The 19,897-nt window shown below is 64.4% G+C and carries 14 protein-coding genes and 1 pseudogene; 11 read left to right on the top strand and 4 right to left on the bottom strand.

Annotated elements, in window-relative coordinates:
• Window positions 1-16: 16 nt before the first annotated feature.
• On the bottom strand, window positions 17-781 hold the full coding sequence (locus KW842_RS19925; protein WP_218305872.1) for an SDR family oxidoreductase: 765 nt from the start codon (window positions 779-781) through the stop codon (window positions 17-19).
• A 127-nt stretch (window positions 782-908) separates the two neighbouring features.
• Here KW842_RS19925 and KW842_RS19920 point away from each other — a divergent pair, with 127 nt between their 5' ends.
• Window positions 909-1,865 carry a GlxA family transcriptional regulator gene (locus KW842_RS19920; RefSeq protein ID WP_218305871.1) on the top strand — a complete coding sequence of 319 codons (957 nt, stop codon included), beginning with the start codon at window positions 909-911 and terminating at the stop codon, window positions 1,863-1,865.
• Here KW842_RS19920 and KW842_RS19915 read toward each other — a convergent pair.
• Window positions 1,853-2,425 (bottom strand): hypothetical protein, encoded by a 573-nt coding sequence (locus tag KW842_RS19915; RefSeq protein ID WP_218305870.1) that lies wholly within the window; start codon window positions 2,423-2,425, stop codon window positions 1,853-1,855. The genes KW842_RS19920 and KW842_RS19915 overlap by 13 nt on opposite strands.
• Before the next feature lie 60 nt (window positions 2,426-2,485).
• Window positions 2,486-4,435: a phosphatase PAP2 family protein gene (locus KW842_RS19910; protein ID WP_218305869.1), complete on the bottom strand. Its 1,950-nt coding sequence runs from the start codon at window positions 4,433-4,435 to the stop codon at window positions 2,486-2,488.
• A gap of 212 nt (window positions 4,436-4,647) precedes the next feature.
• Here KW842_RS19910 and KW842_RS19905 point away from each other — a divergent pair, with 212 nt between their 5' ends.
• The 7 genes from KW842_RS19905 to KW842_RS19875 all read left to right on the top strand — a co-directional run bounded on the left by KW842_RS19905 (window position 4,648) and on the right by KW842_RS19875 (window position 15,910).
• The gene (locus KW842_RS19905) at window positions 4,648-5,118 is read left to right on the top strand and encodes a (2Fe-2S)-binding protein (protein WP_218305868.1); all 471 of its coding nucleotides are present in this window, start codon (window positions 4,648-4,650) and stop codon (window positions 5,116-5,118) included.
• Between the two features lie 2 nt (window positions 5,119-5,120).
• On the top strand, window positions 5,121-7,280 hold the full coding sequence (locus tag KW842_RS19900) for a xanthine dehydrogenase family protein molybdopterin-binding subunit (protein WP_218305867.1): 2,160 nt from the start codon (window positions 5,121-5,123) through the stop codon (window positions 7,278-7,280).
• A gap of 36 nt (window positions 7,281-7,316) precedes the next feature.
• Complete coding sequence (locus tag KW842_RS19895; RefSeq protein ID WP_218305866.1) at window positions 7,317-7,658, top strand: DUF2946 family protein; 342 nt, start codon at window positions 7,317-7,319, stop codon at window positions 7,656-7,658.
• A gap of 70 nt (window positions 7,659-7,728) precedes the next feature.
• Window positions 7,729-8,949, top strand: coding sequence for a TolC family protein (locus KW842_RS19890; protein WP_218305865.1), 1,221 nt, complete (start codon window positions 7,729-7,731; stop codon window positions 8,947-8,949).
• Window positions 8,942-10,141 (top strand): efflux RND transporter periplasmic adaptor subunit, encoded by a 1,200-nt coding sequence (locus KW842_RS19885; RefSeq protein WP_218305864.1) that lies wholly within the window; start codon window positions 8,942-8,944, stop codon window positions 10,139-10,141. The genes KW842_RS19890 and KW842_RS19885 overlap by 8 nt, the downstream gene beginning before the upstream one ends.
• Window positions 10,142-10,155: 14 nt before the next feature.
• Window positions 10,156-13,248, top strand: a complete 3,093-nt coding sequence (locus KW842_RS19880; RefSeq protein WP_218305863.1) for a CusA/CzcA family heavy metal efflux RND transporter — start codon at window positions 10,156-10,158, stop codon at window positions 13,246-13,248.
• 46 nt (window positions 13,249-13,294) lie between these two features.
• Window positions 13,295-15,910, top strand: a complete 2,616-nt coding sequence (locus KW842_RS19875; protein ID WP_218305862.1) for a polysaccharide deacetylase family protein — start codon at window positions 13,295-13,297, stop codon at window positions 15,908-15,910.
• A 12-nt stretch (window positions 15,911-15,922) separates the two neighbouring features.
• Here KW842_RS19875 and KW842_RS19870 read toward each other — a convergent pair whose 3' ends face one another.
• On the bottom strand, window positions 15,923-16,504 hold the full coding sequence (locus KW842_RS19870; protein WP_218305861.1) for a DJ-1/PfpI family protein: 582 nt from the start codon (window positions 16,502-16,504) through the stop codon (window positions 15,923-15,925).
• A gap of 80 nt (window positions 16,505-16,584) precedes the next feature.
• Here KW842_RS19870 and KW842_RS19865 point away from each other — a divergent pair, with 80 nt between their 5' ends.
• The 3 genes and pseudogenes from KW842_RS19865 to KW842_RS19855 form a co-directional block, all read left to right on the top strand.
• A complete protein-coding gene (locus KW842_RS19865) occupies window positions 16,585-17,562 on the top strand; it encodes a GlxA family transcriptional regulator (RefSeq protein WP_218305860.1) in 978 nt (325 codons plus the stop codon).
• 5 nt (window positions 17,563-17,567) lie between these two features.
• Entirely contained in the window at window positions 17,568-17,951 is a 384-nt protein-coding gene (locus KW842_RS19860; RefSeq protein WP_218305859.1) for a hypothetical protein, read from the top strand.
• 618 nt (window positions 17,952-18,569) lie between these two features.
• Window positions 18,570-19,897 (top strand): annotated as a pseudogene (locus KW842_RS19855) (heme utilization protein); the annotation flags it as partial.

Raw genomic sequence — 19,897 nt, 5'->3', positions numbered from 1 at the left:
ATAACTCCCCGGAGTTTTAGTGGCCCATCGGGATGGGGTTTTCTTTGATCGATTGGTTGAAGGCGTTCACCAAGGCGTGTTCGCCGGAGCCGGGGTTGTCGCGCAGGGCGGCGATGGCTTCGACGATCACTTCGTCTTTGCCGGCTGCCAGGCCGCGCATCGTTTCTTCGATGAAGGCCGGCAGCGGCATGGCGCGCTCGTCACCGCTCTTGTAGATCAGGTCGGTGTCGACCCATGGCGGGGCGATTTCGACCACGCGCACGCCGCTGTCGGCCAGCATGAAGCGCTGCGACAGCGCGTACGAATGGATCGCCGCCTTGGTGGCCGAGTACACCGCCGTATTCGCCAGCGGGATGAAGGCCAGCACCGAGGAATTGTGGATCACCACCGCGTCTTTTTGCTGCTTCAGGTGCGGCAGCAGCGCCGCGGTCATGCGCACCGGGCCAAGGAAGTTGGTGGCCACCGTTGCGAGCGCCACCGCATCGTCGATGGCGCCGGCGGCGTCGTCAAACGGCATGATGCCGGCGTTGTTGAACAATACGTTCAGCGATGGGAAGTCGCGCGTCAGCTTGGCCGCCGCCGCTTCGATCTGCACCGGCGACTGGATGTCCAGTTCGATGCTGGCCATGCCGGGATTGGCCGCCGTCACTTCGTCCAGCAAGGCCTTGCGGCGGCCGCTGATGATGACCTGATTGCCCTGCTTGTGGAAGGCTTCCGCGATGCCACGGCCAATGCCCGATGCGCCGCCGGTGATGAAGATGGTATTGCCGCTGGTTTTCATGATGTCTTCCTTTCAGTTGAGTGGATGAATGACATTCTGCCGTCCGCTGATCTGTCCGTTATGACCAATAACACGCATTTCCGGACATGGCGTAAAATACGCGTTATCTACCTCAACGGACATGCTCATGAAACGTATCGGCCTGGTGATTTACCCCGGTTTTCAGGCGCTGGACATGGCGGCGCTGACCGTCTTCGAGTTCGCCAACACGCTGCTGCCCGAACCGCTGTACGAGCTGGCGACGGTGTCGGTGGACGGCGGACCGGTCCGCAGTTCGGCCGGCGTGGCGCTGGAGAGCACGGCGCTGGCAGGCGCCCGCTACGACACTTTGCTGGTCGGCGGCGCCATCCACGAGCCGCAACGCCAGCCGGCGCTGGAGGCGGCCCTGGGTGCGGTGGCGGACAGCACGCGCCGCATGGCCAGCATCTGCACCGGCGCGTTTATCCTGGCGGCCGCCGGGCTGATGGACGGCAAGCGCGTGACCACGCACTGGATTTTTGGCCGTCGCCTGCAGGAGCGCCATCCACGGCTGCTGGTCGATGAGGACAAGATCTTCGTCAAGGATGGCGCGATATGGTCATCGGCCGGCGTGACTGCCTGTATCGATATGGCGCTGGCGATGGTCGAGGGCGACCTCGGTGTCGATATCGCCCGCCAGGTGGCGCGCGCGATGGTGGTGTATCACCGCCGCACCGGTGGCCAGTCGCAGTTCTCCGCCATGGCCGAGATCGAACCGAGCTCGGACCGCGTCAAGCACGCTCTGCTGTATGCGCGCGATAATCTGCACAAGGCCTTGAGCGTGGAGGAACTGGCGGCGCAGGTGCACTGGAGTCCACGCCATTTCAGCCGCATGTTCCAGGCGCAGACTGGCATGGCGCCGGCCAAGGCGATCGAGAAGTTGCGGGTGGAGGCGGCGCAGGCGATGATCGACCAGGGACACTCATCGGTCGGCCGCATCGCCGCGATGACCGGCTTCGGCGACGAGGAACGCCTGCGCCGCGCCTTCCTGCGCGCCTTCGGCCAGCCGCCCAAGGTGTTTGTGCACCAGGCGCGGCGCCGCAACGATCACGTTTATTTGTCCTGATCCTTTTTCGGGGGACGGTTGCGGATGGCGGTGATTTGCTTGAGTTCTTTGTCGCTGGCGTTGGCCAGCAGTGCTTCGTGGGCTTTGCCGAGTTCGACGTAGTGGGCTTGTTCTGGCGTGAGTGCTTTGCCGCTTAGCGCCCAGCTGGTGAGCACGCCGGTCGCCAGGCAGCATAGCAATACCAGCACGGTGTAGACGGCGATCCAGCCGCCGGTTTTGAATTGCAGGATGTTCAGCGAAAGGCTGGTCTTGCGCGCCGCTTCGGTGGCTTGCTGTAGCTGGCTGAGCATGCCGGTCACAGCTGCCTGCGTGGCGGCAGTGGCGGCGGCGCTGGCTTGCGCGCCGGCCTCGTTGGCCACGTGCTGCGCCGCGCTGCTGATGCGCACCGCTTCGGCGATCTTGCCGTCGATCTGGCTCAGGCCGGCGTTGGCCAGCCTGACCAGCTTGTCGCAGTTGGCGATCTGCCGCGTGACGTTTGCCACCTCGCCATGAAAGCGTTCCACTTCCTTGGCGTGGGCGTCGAGCTTGTCGTTGAAAAGATCGAGTTCAGCTTGATTCATGGCGCGGCCGGCGATTAGACGATGTTGCCATCATACATCGCTGCCGCGCCTTTGTATCGCTTAGCCCAGGGTCAGGGTCAGGCCGGTGGCGCTGTAGTTCGCCGTCACCGTGCTGAAGCCATCCACGGTGATGGTGTTGAACTTGCCTTTCAGGCTGCCAGCGGTGATGAGGTTCAGCACGTCGCCTGCTTTCGGCTTGTAGCCGTTGGCGAACTTGATGCGCAGCGTGCCGCCGGCGATGGTGGCGGCGCCGCCCACCGTCAGCGTGCCCTGGCTGCCAGCTGCGGCTGCGCCGATGTCCAGTTCCAGCGTGGTGCTGCCGGCCAGCTGCGTGTACTTGCCGGCCAGTTTCAGCGCCGACGGTGCATTCGCCACCAGCGTGCCGCCGCTGTTGTAGACGTCGCCGGCGCCGAAGGCCGCCACCGAGTCGCCTTGCAGCGTACCGGCGCTCAGTTCGGTGCCGCCGGTCCAGCTGTTGGCGCCCGCCAGTTTCAGCGTGCCCGAGCCTTGCTTGACCAGTTTGCCCGCGCCGCTGATGTCGTTGCGCCAGCGGTCCACCGCGTTGAAGCCGCCCTTGGCCGCATCCATGACGATGGTGACGTTGCCGCTGAACGAGGCATAGCCGTCCGCCGCTGCGAACAGGTTCAGGCGGCCCCAGCCTTCAGCATCGTCCATCACCGGATAGCCGGACGCCATGGCGGTGGTTTTCAGCACCACGCGGCGTTGCGCGTCGCTCAGGTAAGGCTGGCGGGTTTCCAGCAGTACCTCGGCGCCTTTCGGTACGACGGCGGCGGCGTTGGTGGCGGCGATCTGCGCGAAGCCGTAGGTGCTGCGGCGCAGGTAGTTGGCCTTGTTGGTGGCGTAGTCGGAGAAGCGGTCATTGGCCTTGGTGCCGGATTGCGCATAGGCGGCAAAGGTGTCGGCGGTGGTGCCGGTGGCGGCCATCAGCGCGGTGCGCGCCTGCGTGACGGCGGCGGTTTTCTTGGCGGCATTGGCTGGATCAGCCAGGTTGGCGGCGGCGCTGGCCTGGCCGAGAATGCGGCCGCTGACCACGTCCAGCGGCGAGTGCATGCCAGCCAGGATGCGCATTTCGCCCAGCTCCATGCCACGGCTTAGCATTTCCTGGTAGCGCTCCGGCACGGCGTAGGCCATGGCCACTGCATCGCGCACTGCTTCGGCGGTGTGGCCGCTGGTGAAGCCGCCGTCGGTGGCCGGGGTGGTGCTCTTGGCCGGGACCAGCGCTGGCAGCAGCACCACATTGCTGCTCCAGCGGTAAGGACGGGCGTATTTGTAGAAGCGCTTGGCTGGCTCGGTGGAGGCGTTGTTGCCGACCAGGTTGACCAGGTCCACCACGCTGCCGAAGCTGGCATTGGCGCTGCCGCCGACGCCGGTGTTGTTGCCGCTGTCGTTGTACAGCTTGGTGGTAGCGTCGGCCGCCACTTCGGTGATGGAGGTGGTCTGCTGCGCGGCGGCGCGGTAGGCGGCGGTCAGCGGGCCCATGCCGTCGGTGATGCTGTAGCCCTTGCCGCGACGGTCGTCCAGGTAGGCCTGGGTAGCCTGCTCGGCGGTGCGGTTGGTGGTGGCCTTGATCACGTAGTCGATATTGGCCTGGTGCACGGCGGCGTTGAGCACGGTGCCGCCTGGGGTGCCGTCATTCGGCACGCCGGTCCAGGCCGAGGCGACGATGGCCGGGAAGCCGTTGGCCGCGTCCGCCGTCACGCCGGCGTCAACGATTTCGGTCAGCGGTTTCCAGATATTCAGCATGCCGCCCAGCACGCGCACGCCGGCATTGGTGGCCAGCGTCGCATAGCGCGCGTCGCCGCGCTGGTTGGTGGCGATGGTGTCGACAAAAGCGGTGGCGGACGGTACGGCCACCACTTCCGCCGCGCCCTGGTCGGCTGGCGCGGCCGGGATGACCAGCGGTTCGTCGTGGTTGGAACCGCCGCAGGCGCTCAGCGCGGCGGCAATGCTCAGGGCCAGGATCAGGGGGCGTGCGGGGAGAAGTTGCATGTCAGTATCCGTTGGGTGAGTTGGAAAAAGGCCACAGGGTAATGAGCGGATATGACAGGGTTGTTACGTGGCGGCGATGGGATCGCTTCCATATAAAAATATTATGTATCGATAACATTTACAACTTGCAGTTGTTTCAGTATCCCCAAAGGCTAGTGTCATTCGGCGTACATACCTCGCTATAGTGAAGTTTTGACACGGGGGAGACGTTGATGATCAAGCTGACGATCAATGGCAAGCCACGCACGTTCGACGTGCCGGGTGACATGCCGCTGCTGTGGGTGCTGCGCGACGAAGCGCATATGACCGGCACCAAATTCGGTTGCGGCATGGCGCTGTGCGGCGCCTGCACCGTGCATGTGGATGGCGAGGCCACCCGCTCCTGTGTGCTGCCGGTATCGGCGGTGGCCGGCAAGAAAATCACCACCATCGAAGGCATAGCCGCGACGCCGGCCGGCAAGGCGACGCAGGCGGCGTGGCTGAAAGTGGAGGTGGTGCAGTGCGGTTACTGCCAGTCCGGGCAGATCATGTCGGCCTGCGCGCTGATCGCCAAGAACCGCCAGCCCACCGACGCCGAGATCGACGACGCCATGGCCGGCAATATCTGCCGATGTGGCACCTACAGCCGCATCCGCGAGGCGATCAAGGACGCCGCCGCGTCGCCGTTGCTGAAAGGAGCGTGAGCATGAATACGCCATACGCACCGGGTGCGGTATCGCGCCGCAGCTTCCTGAAAGTGGCCGCCGCTGCCGGCGGCAGCCTGCTGGTTGGCTACTGGCCAGGCGAGAGCACTGCAGCCAGCACAGGCGCCGCCGCGTCGGCCGAGCTGAATGCCTTCATCGCCATCGGCGCTGACGACAGCATCGTGCTGACCATGCCGAAAGTGGAAATGGGCCAGGGCACTTACACCTCTATTCCAATGCTGATCGCCGAGGAGCTGGAAGTGGACATGGAGCAGATCCAGCTGCGCCACGCGCCGCCCGACGCCAAGCTGTATGGCGCACCGTTCGGCGACCAGTTCACCGGCGGCTCGCTGACCATCCGCCTGCTGTATGAGCCGATGCGCCAGACCGGCGCCGCCGCGCGCATGCTGCTGGTGCAGGCCGCAGCCAATGAATGGAAAGTGACGGCCGACAGCTGCCGTGCCGAACACGGCGAGGTGGTGCACGCCGCCAGTGGCCGCCGCATCAAGTACGGCAAGCTGGTAGCCGCCGCCAGCCAGTTGCCGGCGCCAGAAAAGATCGCGCTGAAAGATCCCAAGGATTTCAAACTGGTCGGCAAGCCAGCCAAGCGCCTAGACGCAAAGGGCAAGACTGACGGCAGCGCGCTGTTCGGCATCGATGCGCAGGTCAAGGGGCTGAAGGTGGCGGTGGTGGCGGCCAGCCCGGTCATTGGCGGCAAGCTCAAATCCGTCAAGGACGCCAAGGCGCGCAAGCTGCGCGGCGTGCGCCAGGTGGTACGTCTGGAGAACGCGGTAGCGGTGGTGGCCGATAACTACTGGTACGCCAAGCAGGGCCTGGCTGCGCTGGACATCGTCTGGGACGAAGGCCAGTACGCCAAGCTGTCCACCGGCGATGTGCGCCAGCTGATGGTGGCCGCGCTGCAGCAGCCCGGCCATATCGCCCGCAACGACGGCGATGCCTTGAAGGCGCTGGCGGCCGACGGCAAGCGGGTGGAGGCGCTGTACATCAATCCGATGCTGGCGCATGCGACCATGGAGCCGATGAATTGCACCGTGCATGTGAAAGGCGACGGCACAGCGGAAATCTGGACCGGCTCGCAAGTGCCGGCCCGTGCGCGCGACGATGCGGCCAAGGTGCTGGGACTGGCGCCGGAAAAAGTCACGCTGCATAACCATTACATCGGCGGTGGTTTCGGGCGGCGCCTGTACACCGACTATGTGGTGCAGGCGGCAGCGGTGGCCAAACAGGTCAAGGGGCCGGTCAAGCTGGTGTGGAGCCGCGAGGAAGATATCCAGCACTGCCTGTTCCGTGGGCTGTATGCGCATGCGGTATCGGCCTCGCTGGATGCGAACGGCAAGCCGGTGGCGTTCTCGCACAAGATCGCCGGGCCGTCCAACCTGGCGGCGTTCGCGCCGGGCTGGCTGAAAGACGGGCTGGATATCGACAATGTCGAAGGCTCGGACATCTTCTCGTATGACATCCCGAACATGCGCAGCGAGTACCGCCAGGAAGACGGTCCGGTGCCGAGCGCGTTCTGGCGCGGCGTCGGCCCGACCCGCAATATGACGGTGCTGGAAAGCTTTATGGACGAGCTGGCGCTGAAGGCCGGACAGGACCCGCTGGCGTATCGCCTGTCGCTGCTGGGCAAGCAGCCGCGCGCGGCCGCGGTATTGAAGCTGGCGGCGCAAAAGGCCGGCTGGGGCGAGCAGCTGCCGCCGCGCACCGGACGTGGCATCGCACTGATGCGCGCCTGGGGCACCTATCTGGCGCAGGTGGTGGATGTGGTGGTCAGCGATGAGGGTGAGGTGACGGTCAAGCGGGTGGTGTGCGCGGTCGACTGCGGCCAGGTGGTCAATCCGGACACGGTGGTGGCGCAGATCCAGAGCGGCATCAACTACGGCTTGACGGCCGGCCTGTTCGGCGCGATCACGCTGAAAGATGGCCGCGTGGAGCAGAGCAACTTCCACGACTATCCGATTCTGCGCATCAGCCAGGCGCCGAAGATCGATGTGGTGATCGTCAGCAGCAGCGAGGCACCGGGCGGCATCGGCGAGCCGGGCACCGCCGGTGTGGGCGCGGCGCTGACCAATGCGGTGTTTGCCGCCACCGGCGTGCGCGTGCGCGAGCTGCCGCTGCGCGCCGAGTTGTTGAAAAAAGCGTAAAAAGCACGGTCGGCGGCAGGCTGCTACAATAGGCTGGTGAAAAAACTATTGCTCATTCTGCTGCTGACCATCCTGCCGATCCAGTATTCCTGGTCGATGGCGGCCGTGTATTGCCAGCATGAGTCGAGCAAGGTCACGCACTTCGGCCACCATGGACATCAGCACCAGGCGCAAGCCGGTGACGATGCGGACAGCGGCAAGCTGTCCAAGCATGGCGATTGCGAAGTATGCCATCACGCGGTACAGGCGTCCGTGCCGGTTGCCGATACTGTGCTGGCAGCGGCGCCGGCCGTTGCGTATGCGCAGCCGGGTGCGCTGCACTACCATTCCTATATCGCCGACGGGCCGCCACGGCCCAACTGGCTCTCCCTCGCCTGACGCGGCGAGGCCTGATCTCTCTTCCCTTTCACGTCTCGTCGAATTCCTTTGCTGTTAATCGGAGAATTCGATGTACAAATTATTATTGCCGCTATGGCTAGCGGCTTGGCCTGCGTGCGCGCTGGCCGTTGTTGAGCCGTCTGCGCCGCTGACGCTGTCCGCAGCGCTGGTGCTGGCGGATGACGCCCATCCCGAGCTGGCGGCGGCCCGCCACGATCTGCTGGCCGAAGACGGCATGGTGCAGCAAGCCGGCCTGCTGCCCAATCCTTCGCTGATGATGGAGCGGGTTGATACGCGCCGTGATACGCGCGAAACCACCATCCAATTAAGTCAGCCTCTGGAACTGGGCGGCAAGCGTTCGGCCCGTGTGCAGGCTGCGCAGCGCGGCCGCGAAGGCGTGGCGGCAGCGTTGGCGCAGCGCCGCGCCGAAGTGCGCGCCGAGACGGCTGCCGCGTGGTTTGCAGTGCTGGCGGCGCAGGAGCAGCTGCGATTGGCGCAGCAGGCGTCGGAACTGGCGCTGCGCGCAGCCAGCGCGACCGGCCGCCGGGTGGTGGCTGGCAAGGTGTCGCCGGTGGAGGAAACGCGGGCGAAAGTGGCCGCGTCCACGGTGAAGCTGGACTTGATCAAGGCGCATAGTACGCTGGTGACGGCGCGCGCGCGGCTGGCGTCCCTGTGGGGCAATCCGTCGCCGCGTTTTGAACTGGTGGCGGGCGAGATCGCCGCGCTGCCGGAGCTGCCGTCGCTGCTGGCGCAACGCGCCTTGCTGGCGCAAGCGCCGGCGATGCAGGTAGCGCGCGCCGAGCTGGAACATCGCCAGGCCTTGGCCAGGGTGGAGCTGTCGCGCCGCACGCCGGACGTGGCGCTGAATATCGGCAGCAAGCGTTCGGAGGAGTTGGGGCGCACGCAGGCGGTGTTTGGACTGTCGGTGCCGTTGCCGCTGTTTGACCGCAATCAGGGTGCTGTGCTGGCGGCAGCGCGTCAGGTGGACAAGGCGCGCGATGGCATGGCTGCTGCTGCGTCTCGGCTGGAGGCGGAGCTGGTGGCTGCGCGCGAGGAGTATGCATCGGCGCGGGCGCAGGCGATGGCCTTGCAGAGCGAGATTCTGCCGGGTGCGCAGAGCGCCTACGAGGCGGCCAGCACCGGTTTTGAGTATGGCAAGTTCGGCTTCCTCGACGTGCTCGATGCGCAGCGCACCTTGCTGCAGGCGCAGTCCCACTATCTCACCACGCTGGCCGATGCGCACCGCGCGCAGGCTGCGATCTCCCGCATTCTCGGAGCAGAACATGAATAAGCAACAGAAAATCACCATCGCCGTCATGGCGCTTATTGCGCTGCTGCTGGCGGCGCTCATCCTCAAGCCGCGCGGCGACACGCATGACGAGGAGGGACACGCGCACGGCGAAAGCACCGGCCGTGCATCGGACGCTGGTGGCGCCACGCATGCGGCGGCGCTGGAAGCGGTCACGCTGGACGAAGCACAGATCAAGTCGGCCGGCATTGTGCTGGCGAAGGCCGGTCCGGCCGACATCAGCACCATCCTGACGCTGCCCGGCGAGATCCGCTTCAACGAAGACCGCACCGCCCACGTCGTGCCCAAGCTGGCCGGTGTGGTGGTGGCGGTGCACGCCGAACTGGGCGAAACCGTGAAGCGCGGGCAACTGCTGGCGGTGCTGGCCAGCAGCGCGCTGTCGGAACAGCGCAGCGAACTGCTGTCGGCGCAGCGCAGGCTGGCGCTGGCCAGCACCACGCTGGAGCGCGAACGCAAGCTGTGGCAGGATAAAATCTCCGCCGAACAGGACTACCTGCAAGCCAAACAGGCAATGAACGAAGCCGACATCGCGGTGCAAAACGCCAGGCAGAAACTCAGTGTGCTCGGCGCCGGCGCGGCAGCGGGCGCGCAGCTGAACCAACTGGAACTGCGCGCACCCTTCGATGGCGTGGTGATGGAGAAGCACCTCGCGCTGGGCGAAGCGATCAAGGAAGACGCCAATGTCTTCACCATCTCCGACCTGTCCACCGTGCTGGCCGACTTCGCCGTGCCGCCACAGGACCTGAACCGTGTGCGCGTCGGCGAAAGCGTCATCGTACGTGCGTCCGCGTTTGAATCGCAGGCCAGCGGCAAGATCATCTACGTCGGCTCGCTGCTGGGTGAACAGACGCGCACCGCCAACGCCCGCGTGGCCTTGCCCAATCCGCAGCGCGCCTGGCGTCCCGGCCTGTTCGTCAATGTCGACGTGCAGTCCGGCCTGAGTTCAGCCGCTGTCACTGTGGCCGCCGACGCGGTGCAGACCGTCGATGGCCAGCCGGCCGTCTTCGTGCGCAACGCGCAGGGCTTTGTGGCGCAGCCGGTGTCGCTGGGCCGCAGCGACGGCAAGCTGACCGAAATCCTGCAAGGCTTGCAGGCCGGCGCCACCTACGCCGCCGCCAACAGCTTCGTGCTGAAGGCGGAGCTGGGCAAGGGCAGCGCAGAGCATGCGCACTGAGACGGGAGACAGCCATGTTTGAACGTATCATCCGCTATGCCATCGACCAGCGCTGGCTGGTCATGCTGCTGGTGGCGGCCATGGCGGCGCTGGGCGTGGTCAGCTACAACAAGCTGCCCATCGACGCGGTGCCGGACATCACCAACGTGCAGGTGCAGATCAATACCTCGGCACCAGGCTACTCGCCGCTGGAAACCGAGCAGCGCGTGACCTTCCCGCTGGAGACGGTACTGGCCGGCCTGCCGCGCCTGGAGCAGACACGTTCGCTGTCGCGCTACGGGCTGTCGCAGATCACCGTGGTGTTCAAGGACGGCACCGACATCTACTTCGCGCGCCAGATGGTCAGCGAACGGTTGCAGGAAGCGCGCGCACAGCTACCTGCTGGCGTGACGCCGTCGATGGGGCCAATCTCCACCGGCCTGGGCGAAATCTATCTGTGGACGGTGGAGGCCAGGCCGGATGCGAAGAAGGCCGACGGCACGCCATATACGCCGACCGACCTGCGCGAAATCCAGGACTGGATCGTCAAGCCGCAGCTGCGCAATGTACCGGGCGTTACCGAGATCAATTCCATCGGCGGCTACGCCAAGGAATACCAGGTGGCGCCGCAGCCGCAGCGTCTCGCCTCATATGGGCTGACATTGCAGGACGTGGTAACGGCGCTGGACCGCAACAACGGCAACGCCGGCGCGGGATATATCGAAAAGCGCGGCGAACAGTTGCTGGTACGCGCGCCGGGCCAGGTGCGCACGCTGGAAGATATCCGCAACATCGTGCTGCGCACCGTAGACGGTGTGCCGGTGCGCGTGCGTGACGTGGCCGATGTCGATATCGGCCGCGAACTGCGCACCGGTGCGGCTACCGAGAACGGCCGCGAGGTGGTGCTGGGCACTGTCTTCATGCTGATCGGCCAGAACAGCCGCGCTGTGTCGCAGGCGGTGGACAAGCAGATGGCCGTCATCAACCGCAGCCTGCCGCCGGGAGTGGAGGCGATTACCGTGTACGACCGCACCACGCTGGTGGACAAGGCAATCCGCACTGTCAAGAAAAATCTGCTGGAAGGTGCGGTGCTGGTGATTGCGGTGCTGTTCCTGTTCCTCGGCAACCTGCGTGCGGCGTTGATCACCGCAATGGTGATCCCGCTGGCCATGCTGTTCACCTTCAGCGGCATGGTGGCGTACAAGGTCAGCGCCAACCTGTTGAGTCTTGGCGCGCTGGACTTCGGCATCATCGTCGATGGCGCGGTGGTCATCGTGGAAAGCTGCGTGCGCCGGCTGGCGCATGCGCAGGCGGTGCTGGGAAGGCCGCTGACCCGTGCCGAAAAATTCGACGAGGTGTTCGCCGCCGCCCAAGAGTCGCGCCGTCCGCTGCTGTTCGGCCAGCTGATCATCATGGTGGTCTACCTGCCGATCTTCGCGCTGAGCGGCGTTGAAGGCCGCATGTTCCACCCGATGGCGCTGACGGTGGTAATGGCGCTGGCTGGTGCGATGATCCTGTCGGTGACCTTCATTCCCGCCGCCGTGGCGCTGTTTATCGGCGATCATGTAGTGGAGAAGGAAACGCCGCGCATCCATGGCTGGTATGGCGCGCTGCTGGAGCGCGCGCTGGCGAATACGCCGGTGGTGCTGAGCTTTGCCGGCATCACGGTGGTGTTGTCGCTGCTGCTGGCCACCCGCATGGGCAGCGAATTCGTGCCGTCGCTGAACGAGGGCGACCTGGCGATGCAAGCCTTGCGCATTCCCGGCACCAGCCTGACGCAATCGGTGGAAATGCAGAAGCAGATCGAGCTGACGCTGATGCGCAAGTTCCCCGAGATCGAGCGCGTATTCGCACGCACCGGTACGGCGGAAATCGCCTCCGACCCGATGCCGCCGAATATCTCGGACGGCTACATCATGTTGAAACCGGAAGCGCAGTGGCCCAAGCCGAAGAAGACCCGCGCCGCATTGATCGCGGCGATCCAGCAGACGGTCAATCAGTTGCCGGGCAATGCGTATGAGTTCTCGCAGCCGATCCAGCTGCGCTTCAATGAACTGATCTCCGGCGTGCGCAGCGACGTCGCCGTCAAACTGTTTGGCGACGACGACGCGGTGCTGAACGCCACGGCGGCGCGCATCGCGGCGATGCTCTCCGCCGTCGATGGCGCGCAGGAGGTCAAGGTCGAGCAGACCAGCGGCCTGCCGGTGCTGACGGTCGATATCGACCGCGCCAAAACGGCGCGCTATGGCCTCAACGTCATCGACGTGCAGGACGTGGTGGCGACCGCCGTGGGCGGCAAGGAGGCCGGGACCATGTTCGAGGGCGACCGCCGTTTCGACATCGTCGTGCGCCTGCCTGAGACGCTGCGCGGCGACCTGGAAGCGCTGCGCCGGCTGCCGTTGCCGCTACCGGGCGGCAAGCACTTCATCCCGCTGGGCGAGGTGGCCAGCTTCAATGTCGCGCCGGGGCCGAACCAGATCAGCCGCGAGAATGGCAAGCGGCGCGTGGTCATCAGCGCCAATGTGCGCGGGCGTGATATCGGTTCGTTTGTCGCCGAGGCGGAGCAGCGGCTGCAAGGCGTCAAGATCCCGGCCGGCTACTGGACCGCGTGGGGCGGCCAGTTCGAGCAGCTGCAATCGGCCTCGCAGCGCTTGCAGCTTGTGGTGCCGGCGGCATTGGCGCTGGTGATGCTGCTGCTGTTCGCCATGTTCGGCAACCTGAAGGACGGCCTGCTGGTGTTCAGCGGGATTCCGTTCGCGCTGACCGGCGGACTGGCGGCGCTGGCCTTGCGCGGGATTCCGTTGTCGATTTCGGCGGCGGTCGGCTTCATCGCCTTGTCCGGGGTGGCGGTGCTGAACGGGCTGGTGCTGATTTCGGCGATTCGCAAGCTGCGCGAGGACGGCCGCAGCGTCGAGCAGGCGATCCGCGAGGGCGCGCTGGCGCGGCTGCGGCCGGTGCTGATGACGGCGCTGGTGGCATCGCTGGGCTTTGTGCCGATGGCCATCGCTACCGGCACCGGCGCCGAAGTCCAGCGGCCGCTGGCGACGGTGGTCATCGGCGGCATCCTGTCATCGACTGCGTTGACGCTGCTGGTGCTGCCGCTGCTGTACCGTTTCATCCGGCGTTAGCAAATCTGTCATAGAATGCGGATTCCATTGCTTTAAAGAATTACGAATGAAATCCAAGTTGATGATTGCGGCCGTGGTGGCCGCATTGGCCGCATTGGCCGGCGGCGGCGTGTATGTCGCGCTGCGCGGCAAGCCGGATGCCGCGCCGGCGCCGGCCAGCACCGCTGCCGTGCCCGCCGTGCAGCCCGAATTGCAGGCGCTGCTGGCCAATTACCGCAAGATTATCGTGCTGCTGGCCGATGAAAAAACGCTGGGCGACAGCGAGCGTAAGGCCGCCAACCAGGTTGGCCAGTCGCTATTCCATGAAAATCTTGAACGCCTGGCGCGTCTGCAGCCGCTGCTGGCGCAAACCCAGGCGCTGCCGCCGGCCCAACGCGACGCCGCTGTCGATGCGCTGCTGTCGTATATCGAATCTGCGCCCGACCTGTATGACGCCGACCGACTGGCTTTCCGCGAAGTGCTGCTGGCGCTGCAAAAGCTGGCCGCCGCCGACCAGACGCTGCCAGCCATCAAGCTGCACAAGCGCGTCAGCGAAGACCTGGCCGCGCTGGAAGATATCGAGAAGCAGTACGACAAGGAAATCAGCGGCATCTTTTCGCGCTTCGAGGCGCGCGCCATCACGCCCAAGCGCGAGCGCTGGGACGACTACATCGCCCACTTGCGCAAGCTGTACAGCCGCGAGCAGATCCTGAAGGACTACGGCGTCATCGTGCCGTATCCGGAGCCACCGGCCGCCGCGCCGGCCAAGGAAATCTTCGGCAACGCGCTGCCGCCGAAAACCGTGGTGCTGACCTTTGACGATGGCCCGCATGGCAGCTATACCGAGGAAATCGCCGCCATCCTCAAACAATACAATGTGCCGGGCGTGTTCTTTGAAGTGGGCCAGAACGTCAGCCGCTACAAGGGCGAGAGCAAGCGCCTGATCGACGCCGGCCACACCGTCGGCAACCACAGCTACAGCCACGCGCTGCTGTCCAAGCAAACCGGCGACAAGCTGTACGGCGAAATCGCCAATGCCGACAACGCGCTCAAGGCGGCCGATGAACGCCGCTCGCCACTGTTCCGCTTCCCGTATGGCGCGCGCAACGCCGAAGGCATGGCGGTGCTGTCCAAGCTGGGCCTGCGCTCGGTGATGTGGAATGTGGATTCGATGGACTGGGCCGATCCTGTGCCGAGCTCGATCGCCAACCGCGTGCTGACCACGCTGAACAAGGAACAGCGCGGCATCATTCTGTTCCACGACATCCACGACCGCAGCGTCAAGGCGTTGCCGATGGTGCTGGACAAGCTGATTGCCGACGGCTACAGCTTTGCCGGCTGGGATGGCCAGGATTTCAAGGTGGCCAAGGGTGCAAAGCAGCCGGAGCCTGAGAAGATCGCGGTCAGCACCGGCTACGCCAACAGCTATGCGGTGGTGATCGGCATCAACGATTACCAGAAATGGCCGAAGCTGCAATACGCGGTGCAGGACGCCAAGGCGATCCGCGAAACGCTGGTCGGCAAATTCGGCTTCGACAGCGAGCGCGTGTTCACGCTGACCAATGGCGAGGCGACCCGCAACAACATCCTGGCGCTATTCCACGACAAGCTGGCCGAAGCCAGGCTGAAGAAGGACGACCGCATCTTTGTGTTCTTCGCCGGACATGGCGCCACGCGTCAGCTGTCGTCCGGGCGCAATCTTGGCTACATTATCCCGGCTGACTCCGATCCGCAGCAGGTCAGCGTCGACGCGATTCCGATGACCGATTTGCAAAACATCGCCGAAAGCCTCAATGCCAAGCATGTGTTCTTCGTGATGGACGCCTGTTACAGCGGCCTGGGCCTGACGCGCGGCGGCGGCAGCAACGCCTTCCTGCGCGACAATGCGCGCCGCATCGGCCGGCAAATGCTGACTGCCGGCGGCGCCGACCAGATGGTGGCTGATGGCGGGCCGGGCGGCCACTCGGTGTTCACCTGGACGCTGCTGCAGGCGCTGAACGGCAAGGCCGACCTCAACGGTGATGGGCTGATCACCGCCACCGAACTGGCGGCGTATGTGGCGCCGGCGGTGTCCAGCGTGTCGCAGCAGACGCCGGCGTTCGGCAGCTTGCCGGGTTCGGAGGGCGGCGAGTTTGTGTTCCAGCTGCCGGCCGAGGCGGAATTCCTCAGCGCGCAGTCGGCGCAGTTGCCGGCCGATGCGATTGCCCTCAACAGCAAGCTCGACACCGGTCGCAGCCAGCAGGCCGAGGGCAACACGGTGGTGATCAAAAACTTGCAGGGCGGCGAGCAGAAGATTGCCGCGCCGAAGCCGGTGGATGTCTCGGCGCGCCAGCTGGCGCAGCGCGCTAATGATCGCGGCTTGCAGCTGTATAAAGAGAAGCAGTATGCGCAGGCGGAAGCGGCGTTCACCGAAGCGTTGAAGTACCGTCCCGATTTCGGGCTGGCGGCCAACAACCTCGGCTTCGTTTATTACAGACAGGAGAAATATGCGGAAGCGGCGCGCTGGTTTGAGAACACGGTGCAGATCGACGCCTCGCGCGCGATTGCCTACTTAAATCTGGGCGATGCGCGTATGAAGCTCGGCGATGGCGACAAGGCGCGTAAAGCCTACGCCAGCTTCCTGGAACTGGCGCCCAACCACCCCAGCGCCACCTACGCCCGCGACCAGCTGAAAAAGCTGTAACCCCATCCGGGGTTAGTCGCGCCAGTGGTATTCCATCTGCCGGGCGGTGCGTTCGGCCAGCGCGCGGCCGACCAGGCGTTCGACCAGGTGCAGCGACATGTCGATGCCGGCCGAGATTCCGCCCGAGGTGATGACGCGGCCGTTATCGATCCAGCGGCGGCCGGCTTGCACCTCCACCTGCGGCCAGCCGGCGCGTAATTCTTCCAGGTCTTCCGAGTGGGTCGTTGCCGGCAAGCCGTCCAGCAGTCCGGCTTCGGCCAGCAGCAGGGCACCGGTGCAGACTGAGGCGACCAGCTCGCATGTACGCGCCTGCGCGGCGATCCAGCGGATGACTTCCGGCCGCGCCAGCTCGGCGCCGACCACGCCGCCCGGCACAATCAGCAGGTCGAACGAGCCGGCGTCGGCAAAGGTGGTTTCCGGATGCAGTACCAGCCCGGCGCGGGCGCGTACCGGGGCATTGCTGGCGCCGACGGTGCGCACAGAGAACGGCGCGTCGCCGGCCACCCGCGCAGCGCAGGTGAAGACTTCGTATGGCCCGGCAAAATCCAAAACTTCAACATTGTCGAAAATGTAAATACCTACGTTGCATGTCATGCTGTCCTCCTGTGATGGTGACGACATGCTCCCACACCAGCGATTGACACAAATGACATCAGTGGTGGAATATCTGCCACATGAAGCCCATCGATATCTGGCTGCTGGTCTATCCTGGCTTTTTGCTGCTGGACGCCACCGGCCCCGCCCAAGTGTTTTCCTCCGCCAATGACGAGGCGCGCGGCGCCGGCCTGGTGCCGTCTTATCAAATCCACATGATTTCCGTCGCAGGCGGCCTGATCACTTCCAGCGCTGGCGTGGCGCTGCACACCGAGCCCTTCCCGCCGCTGTCCGCGCTGGAGGGCGGAACCTTGATGGTGGCCGGCGGCAGCGGGCTGGAAACCGGGGCCAGTCCGGCCCTGGCGCCGCAACTGGTGGCGTGGGTTGGACAGGCCGCCGCGCGGCTGGCGCGCTGCTGCGCGGTGTGCACCGGGGCTTTCGTGCTGGCGCGCGCCGGCCTGCTGGACGGCCGCCGCGCTGTCACCCACTGGCTGGACGCCGCCGCGCTGCAAGCCCAGCATCCGCAGATCACGGTGCAGGAAGACGCTATCTATATTAGAGACGGCAGCCTGTACACCTCGGCCGGCATCGCCGCCGGCATGGATCTGGCGCTGGCGCTGGTGGAAGAAGACCTGGGCCGCGCCGCCAGCCTGGCAGTGGCCAAACGGCTGGTGGTGTTCTACAAGCGTCCGGGCGGCCAGCGCCAGTTCAGTTCGGAGCTGCTGGCGCAGGCTGATCCGCAAGGCTTGCACGGCCAGTTGACCGACTGGCTGCGTGCGCGCCTGCAACAGCAGCTGGATGTGGAGCAGATGGCGGCGGCGTTCGCGATGTCGGTACGCACCCTGCATCGCCGGCTGCAACAGCAGGCCGGCATGTCGCCGGCCCAGTTGCTGCTGCGGCTGCGCATGGAAGCCGCTTGCGCGCTGCTGGAACAGCCCGGCATGTCGGTCAAGCGCGCCGCCCGCCAGAGCGGCTTCGGCAGCGAGTACAATCTGCGGCGCGCATTTGCCGCGCAGCTGGGCGTGGCGCCCAGCGATTATCAATCACGTTTTGGATGACGCCGATGCTGGGATTGGAGAAATGGCTGGCCAGGGTGCTGCTTTTAAATAGCGCGCTGACGCTGGCCGTCTGTCTGGGGCTGCTGGGCGAGGTGCAGGACGGCAGCCGGCGCATGCTGATGTTCGGCATGGCCTTGCTGGGTTTCCTGGCGGCGGTGCTGGCGCTGAAACGCCACGTCGCTGGCCTGTGGGGTGGGATGTTGTATTATTTGCCACAGGTTCTGAGCTATTATCGTTTCGACCAGAGCTGGCAGTTCAGCGTGAAAGCTGGTGTCAGCATCGGCTTGTCACTGCGCTTCGCCGATGGCGTCCTGATTCTCAATCTGCTGGCGCTCACCCTGCTGGGGGCGACAGCCAGTATTCTCTACTGGCGCCGGCAATCTGCCTGAACTTTCATTGTCATGCTGCTGTCATCTGCGGGCGGCATTATGGCATTGGGAAAAAAATTCCTCTTGGAAATTGTCAAAAAAGAATGTAATTGCAAATAGGAATCTCTTTTTGCTTAATGGTAAATCTACTGGCACCCACCCCTGCCTGAAAAAATGCGGCTTCCAGCCCTGAAATATTGCTTGGAAATCAGGTTGCGGTAGTGATACAGCTAGAATAAAAAGTTCCTTTGGGCAATTTGTTTAAGATATACTTGTCTTCCGCCTGTCGTTTTTTTAATGCCAACGGGCGGCCAGCGGGGCCTTGAACTTAATTTCCTCTGGTAAACAAGTTTACTTAATGAAAGCCCGCTGGCGGTCGCTTATTACACAAGCGCTCCCGGTTGGCTTTTGATGCGTGTGACCGCAGTGCGTGTTGGACTAGAACAAGCTTTGTAACTTTAGATGCCTAAAGTAAACGCGTCTGTTGTCGTTAAGAATTGAACATAGTCAGTTTTCAGCAGCAGCTTCAAGAACAAAAATAGCAGAACGGCATGCCGCCTGCGAGCGCAAACCTGGGGTGGTCCCGTTGGTTGCGTTGCCCAAAACAGAATTCAGGTAATACCCCTCAGGAGAGTAAAAATGAGTCTCGTAACCAGTTTAACCACCGAACAGATAGCAGCCCTGTCCACCAATACCATCGCTGCCCTGGTGACAGCTGATATCGCGGGACTTAGCTCGGACCAGTTCCGTGCACTGACCACGGAGCAGATCGCCGCGTTCACTTCGCGCCAGATCCCTGCGTTCACCACTGCGCAACTGGCGCTGGGGCTGAGCACCAATCAGGCAGTCGCTTTGACCATCAACCAGGCGGCTCAGCTGAACTCGGCACAGGTCGGCGCGCTGTCGACCAATGCCCTGAAGGCTTTGGATACTGAAGACTTTGCTGCCCTGAAAACCTCGGCCATCGCTGGCCTGAGCAGCGATCAGATCAAAGTGCTGACCACCGAGCAAGGCCAGGCTTTCACCACCGCACAAGCTGCGGCGCTGAACAGCGTCCAGGTAGGCGCCCTCAGCACCAATGTGCTGGCGAACCTGGAAACCGCTGACCTGGTCGCACTGAAAACCGCCAATATCGCTGTCCTGAGCTCCGATCAAGTGGCGAAACTGACTTCGGAACACATCGGCGTACTGACCACCGCGCAAGTCACCGCACTGAGCACCACCGCTATCGCCAAGGGCCTGACCACTGAACAAGTGTCGGCCCTGAAGTCGTCGCAGTTCGGCGCCCTGAGCACCGCGCAATTCAGCGCGCTGTCGACCGAGAACGTGGCCGCCATCAGCGCCGCCAACGTGGTCGGCCTGAAAACCGCCATCATCGCTTCCATGAGCAGCGAACAGCTGAAAGCGCTGGGCACCGAGCAGGTGCAGTCGCTGACCAGTGCCCAGGTGAGCGCTATTTCGAGCGCCTCGATTTCGGCACTGACCACCAATCAAATCGTTGCACTGGGCACCAACCAGGCTATCGTGCTGACCTCGGCCCAGGTGGGTGCGCTGAGCACCAACCAGCTGAAAGCGCTGGAGTCGGCTGACTTCGCCGTACTGAAGACCTCCGCGATTGCGGGTTTGAGCAGCGATCAGGTCAAGGTACTGACCACCGAGCAACTGGTCGCCCTGACCACCGCCCAGGCAGCCGCCCTGAGCAGCACCCAAGTGCTGGGCCTGAGCACCGAGCAGATCGCCCATCTGGAAACCGCCGACGTCGCTGTCCTGAAAACCTCGGTGATCGCCGCGCTGACCAGCAACCAGATCGGCGCGCTGACCACCGAAGACGTGGTCGCCATGAAGAGCGCGCAGTTTGCCGCGATGAATTCGAACCAGCTGACCGGCCTGACCACCGAGCAGATCGTCGCGATGAACTCGACCCACTTCGGCGCGCTCAACTCGACCCAGTTCAACGCGCTGTCGAC

Origin of the sequence: Duganella sp. sic0402, assembly GCF_019219065.1 — a bacterium.
GTDB lineage: Bacteria > Pseudomonadota > Gammaproteobacteria > Burkholderiales > Burkholderiaceae_D > Rugamonas.
The sequence above is the reverse complement of the archived record's forward strand: the minus strand, read 5'-3'. Positions and strand labels throughout refer to the sequence as shown.

Excerpts from the sequence above, each read along its gene's own strand:
- KW842_RS19915 (WP_218305870.1), bottom strand. The coding sequence starts at position 2,425 with ATGAATCAAGCTGAACTCGATCTTTTCAACGACAAGCTCGACGCCCAC.
- KW842_RS19860 (WP_218305859.1), top strand. The coding sequence starts at position 17,568 with ATGCTGGGATTGGAGAAATGGCTGGCCAGGGTGCTGCTTTTAAATAGC.
- KW842_RS19875 (WP_218305862.1), top strand. The coding sequence starts at position 13,295 with ATGAAATCCAAGTTGATGATTGCGGCCGTGGTGGCCGCATTGGCCGCA.
- KW842_RS19880 (WP_218305863.1), top strand. The coding sequence starts at position 10,156 with ATGTTTGAACGTATCATCCGCTATGCCATCGACCAGCGCTGGCTGGTC.
- KW842_RS19905 (WP_218305868.1), top strand. The coding sequence starts at position 4,648 with ATGATCAAGCTGACGATCAATGGCAAGCCACGCACGTTCGACGTGCCG.
- KW842_RS19865 (WP_218305860.1), top strand. The coding sequence starts at position 16,585 with ATGAAGCCCATCGATATCTGGCTGCTGGTCTATCCTGGCTTTTTGCTG.
- KW842_RS19870 (WP_218305861.1), bottom strand. The coding sequence starts at position 16,504 with ATGACATGCAACGTAGGTATTTACATTTTCGACAATGTTGAAGTTTTG.
- KW842_RS19910 (WP_218305869.1), bottom strand. The coding sequence starts at position 4,435 with ATGCAACTTCTCCCCGCACGCCCCCTGATCCTGGCCCTGAGCATTGCC.
- KW842_RS19925 (WP_218305872.1), bottom strand. The coding sequence starts at position 781 with ATGAAAACCAGCGGCAATACCATCTTCATCACCGGCGGCGCATCGGGC.
- KW842_RS19890 (WP_218305865.1), top strand. The coding sequence starts at position 7,729 with ATGTACAAATTATTATTGCCGCTATGGCTAGCGGCTTGGCCTGCGTGC.
- KW842_RS19920 (WP_218305871.1), top strand. The coding sequence starts at position 909 with ATGAAACGTATCGGCCTGGTGATTTACCCCGGTTTTCAGGCGCTGGAC.
- KW842_RS19885 (WP_218305864.1), top strand. The coding sequence starts at position 8,942 with ATGAATAAGCAACAGAAAATCACCATCGCCGTCATGGCGCTTATTGCG.
- KW842_RS19900 (WP_218305867.1), top strand. The coding sequence starts at position 5,121 with ATGAATACGCCATACGCACCGGGTGCGGTATCGCGCCGCAGCTTCCTG.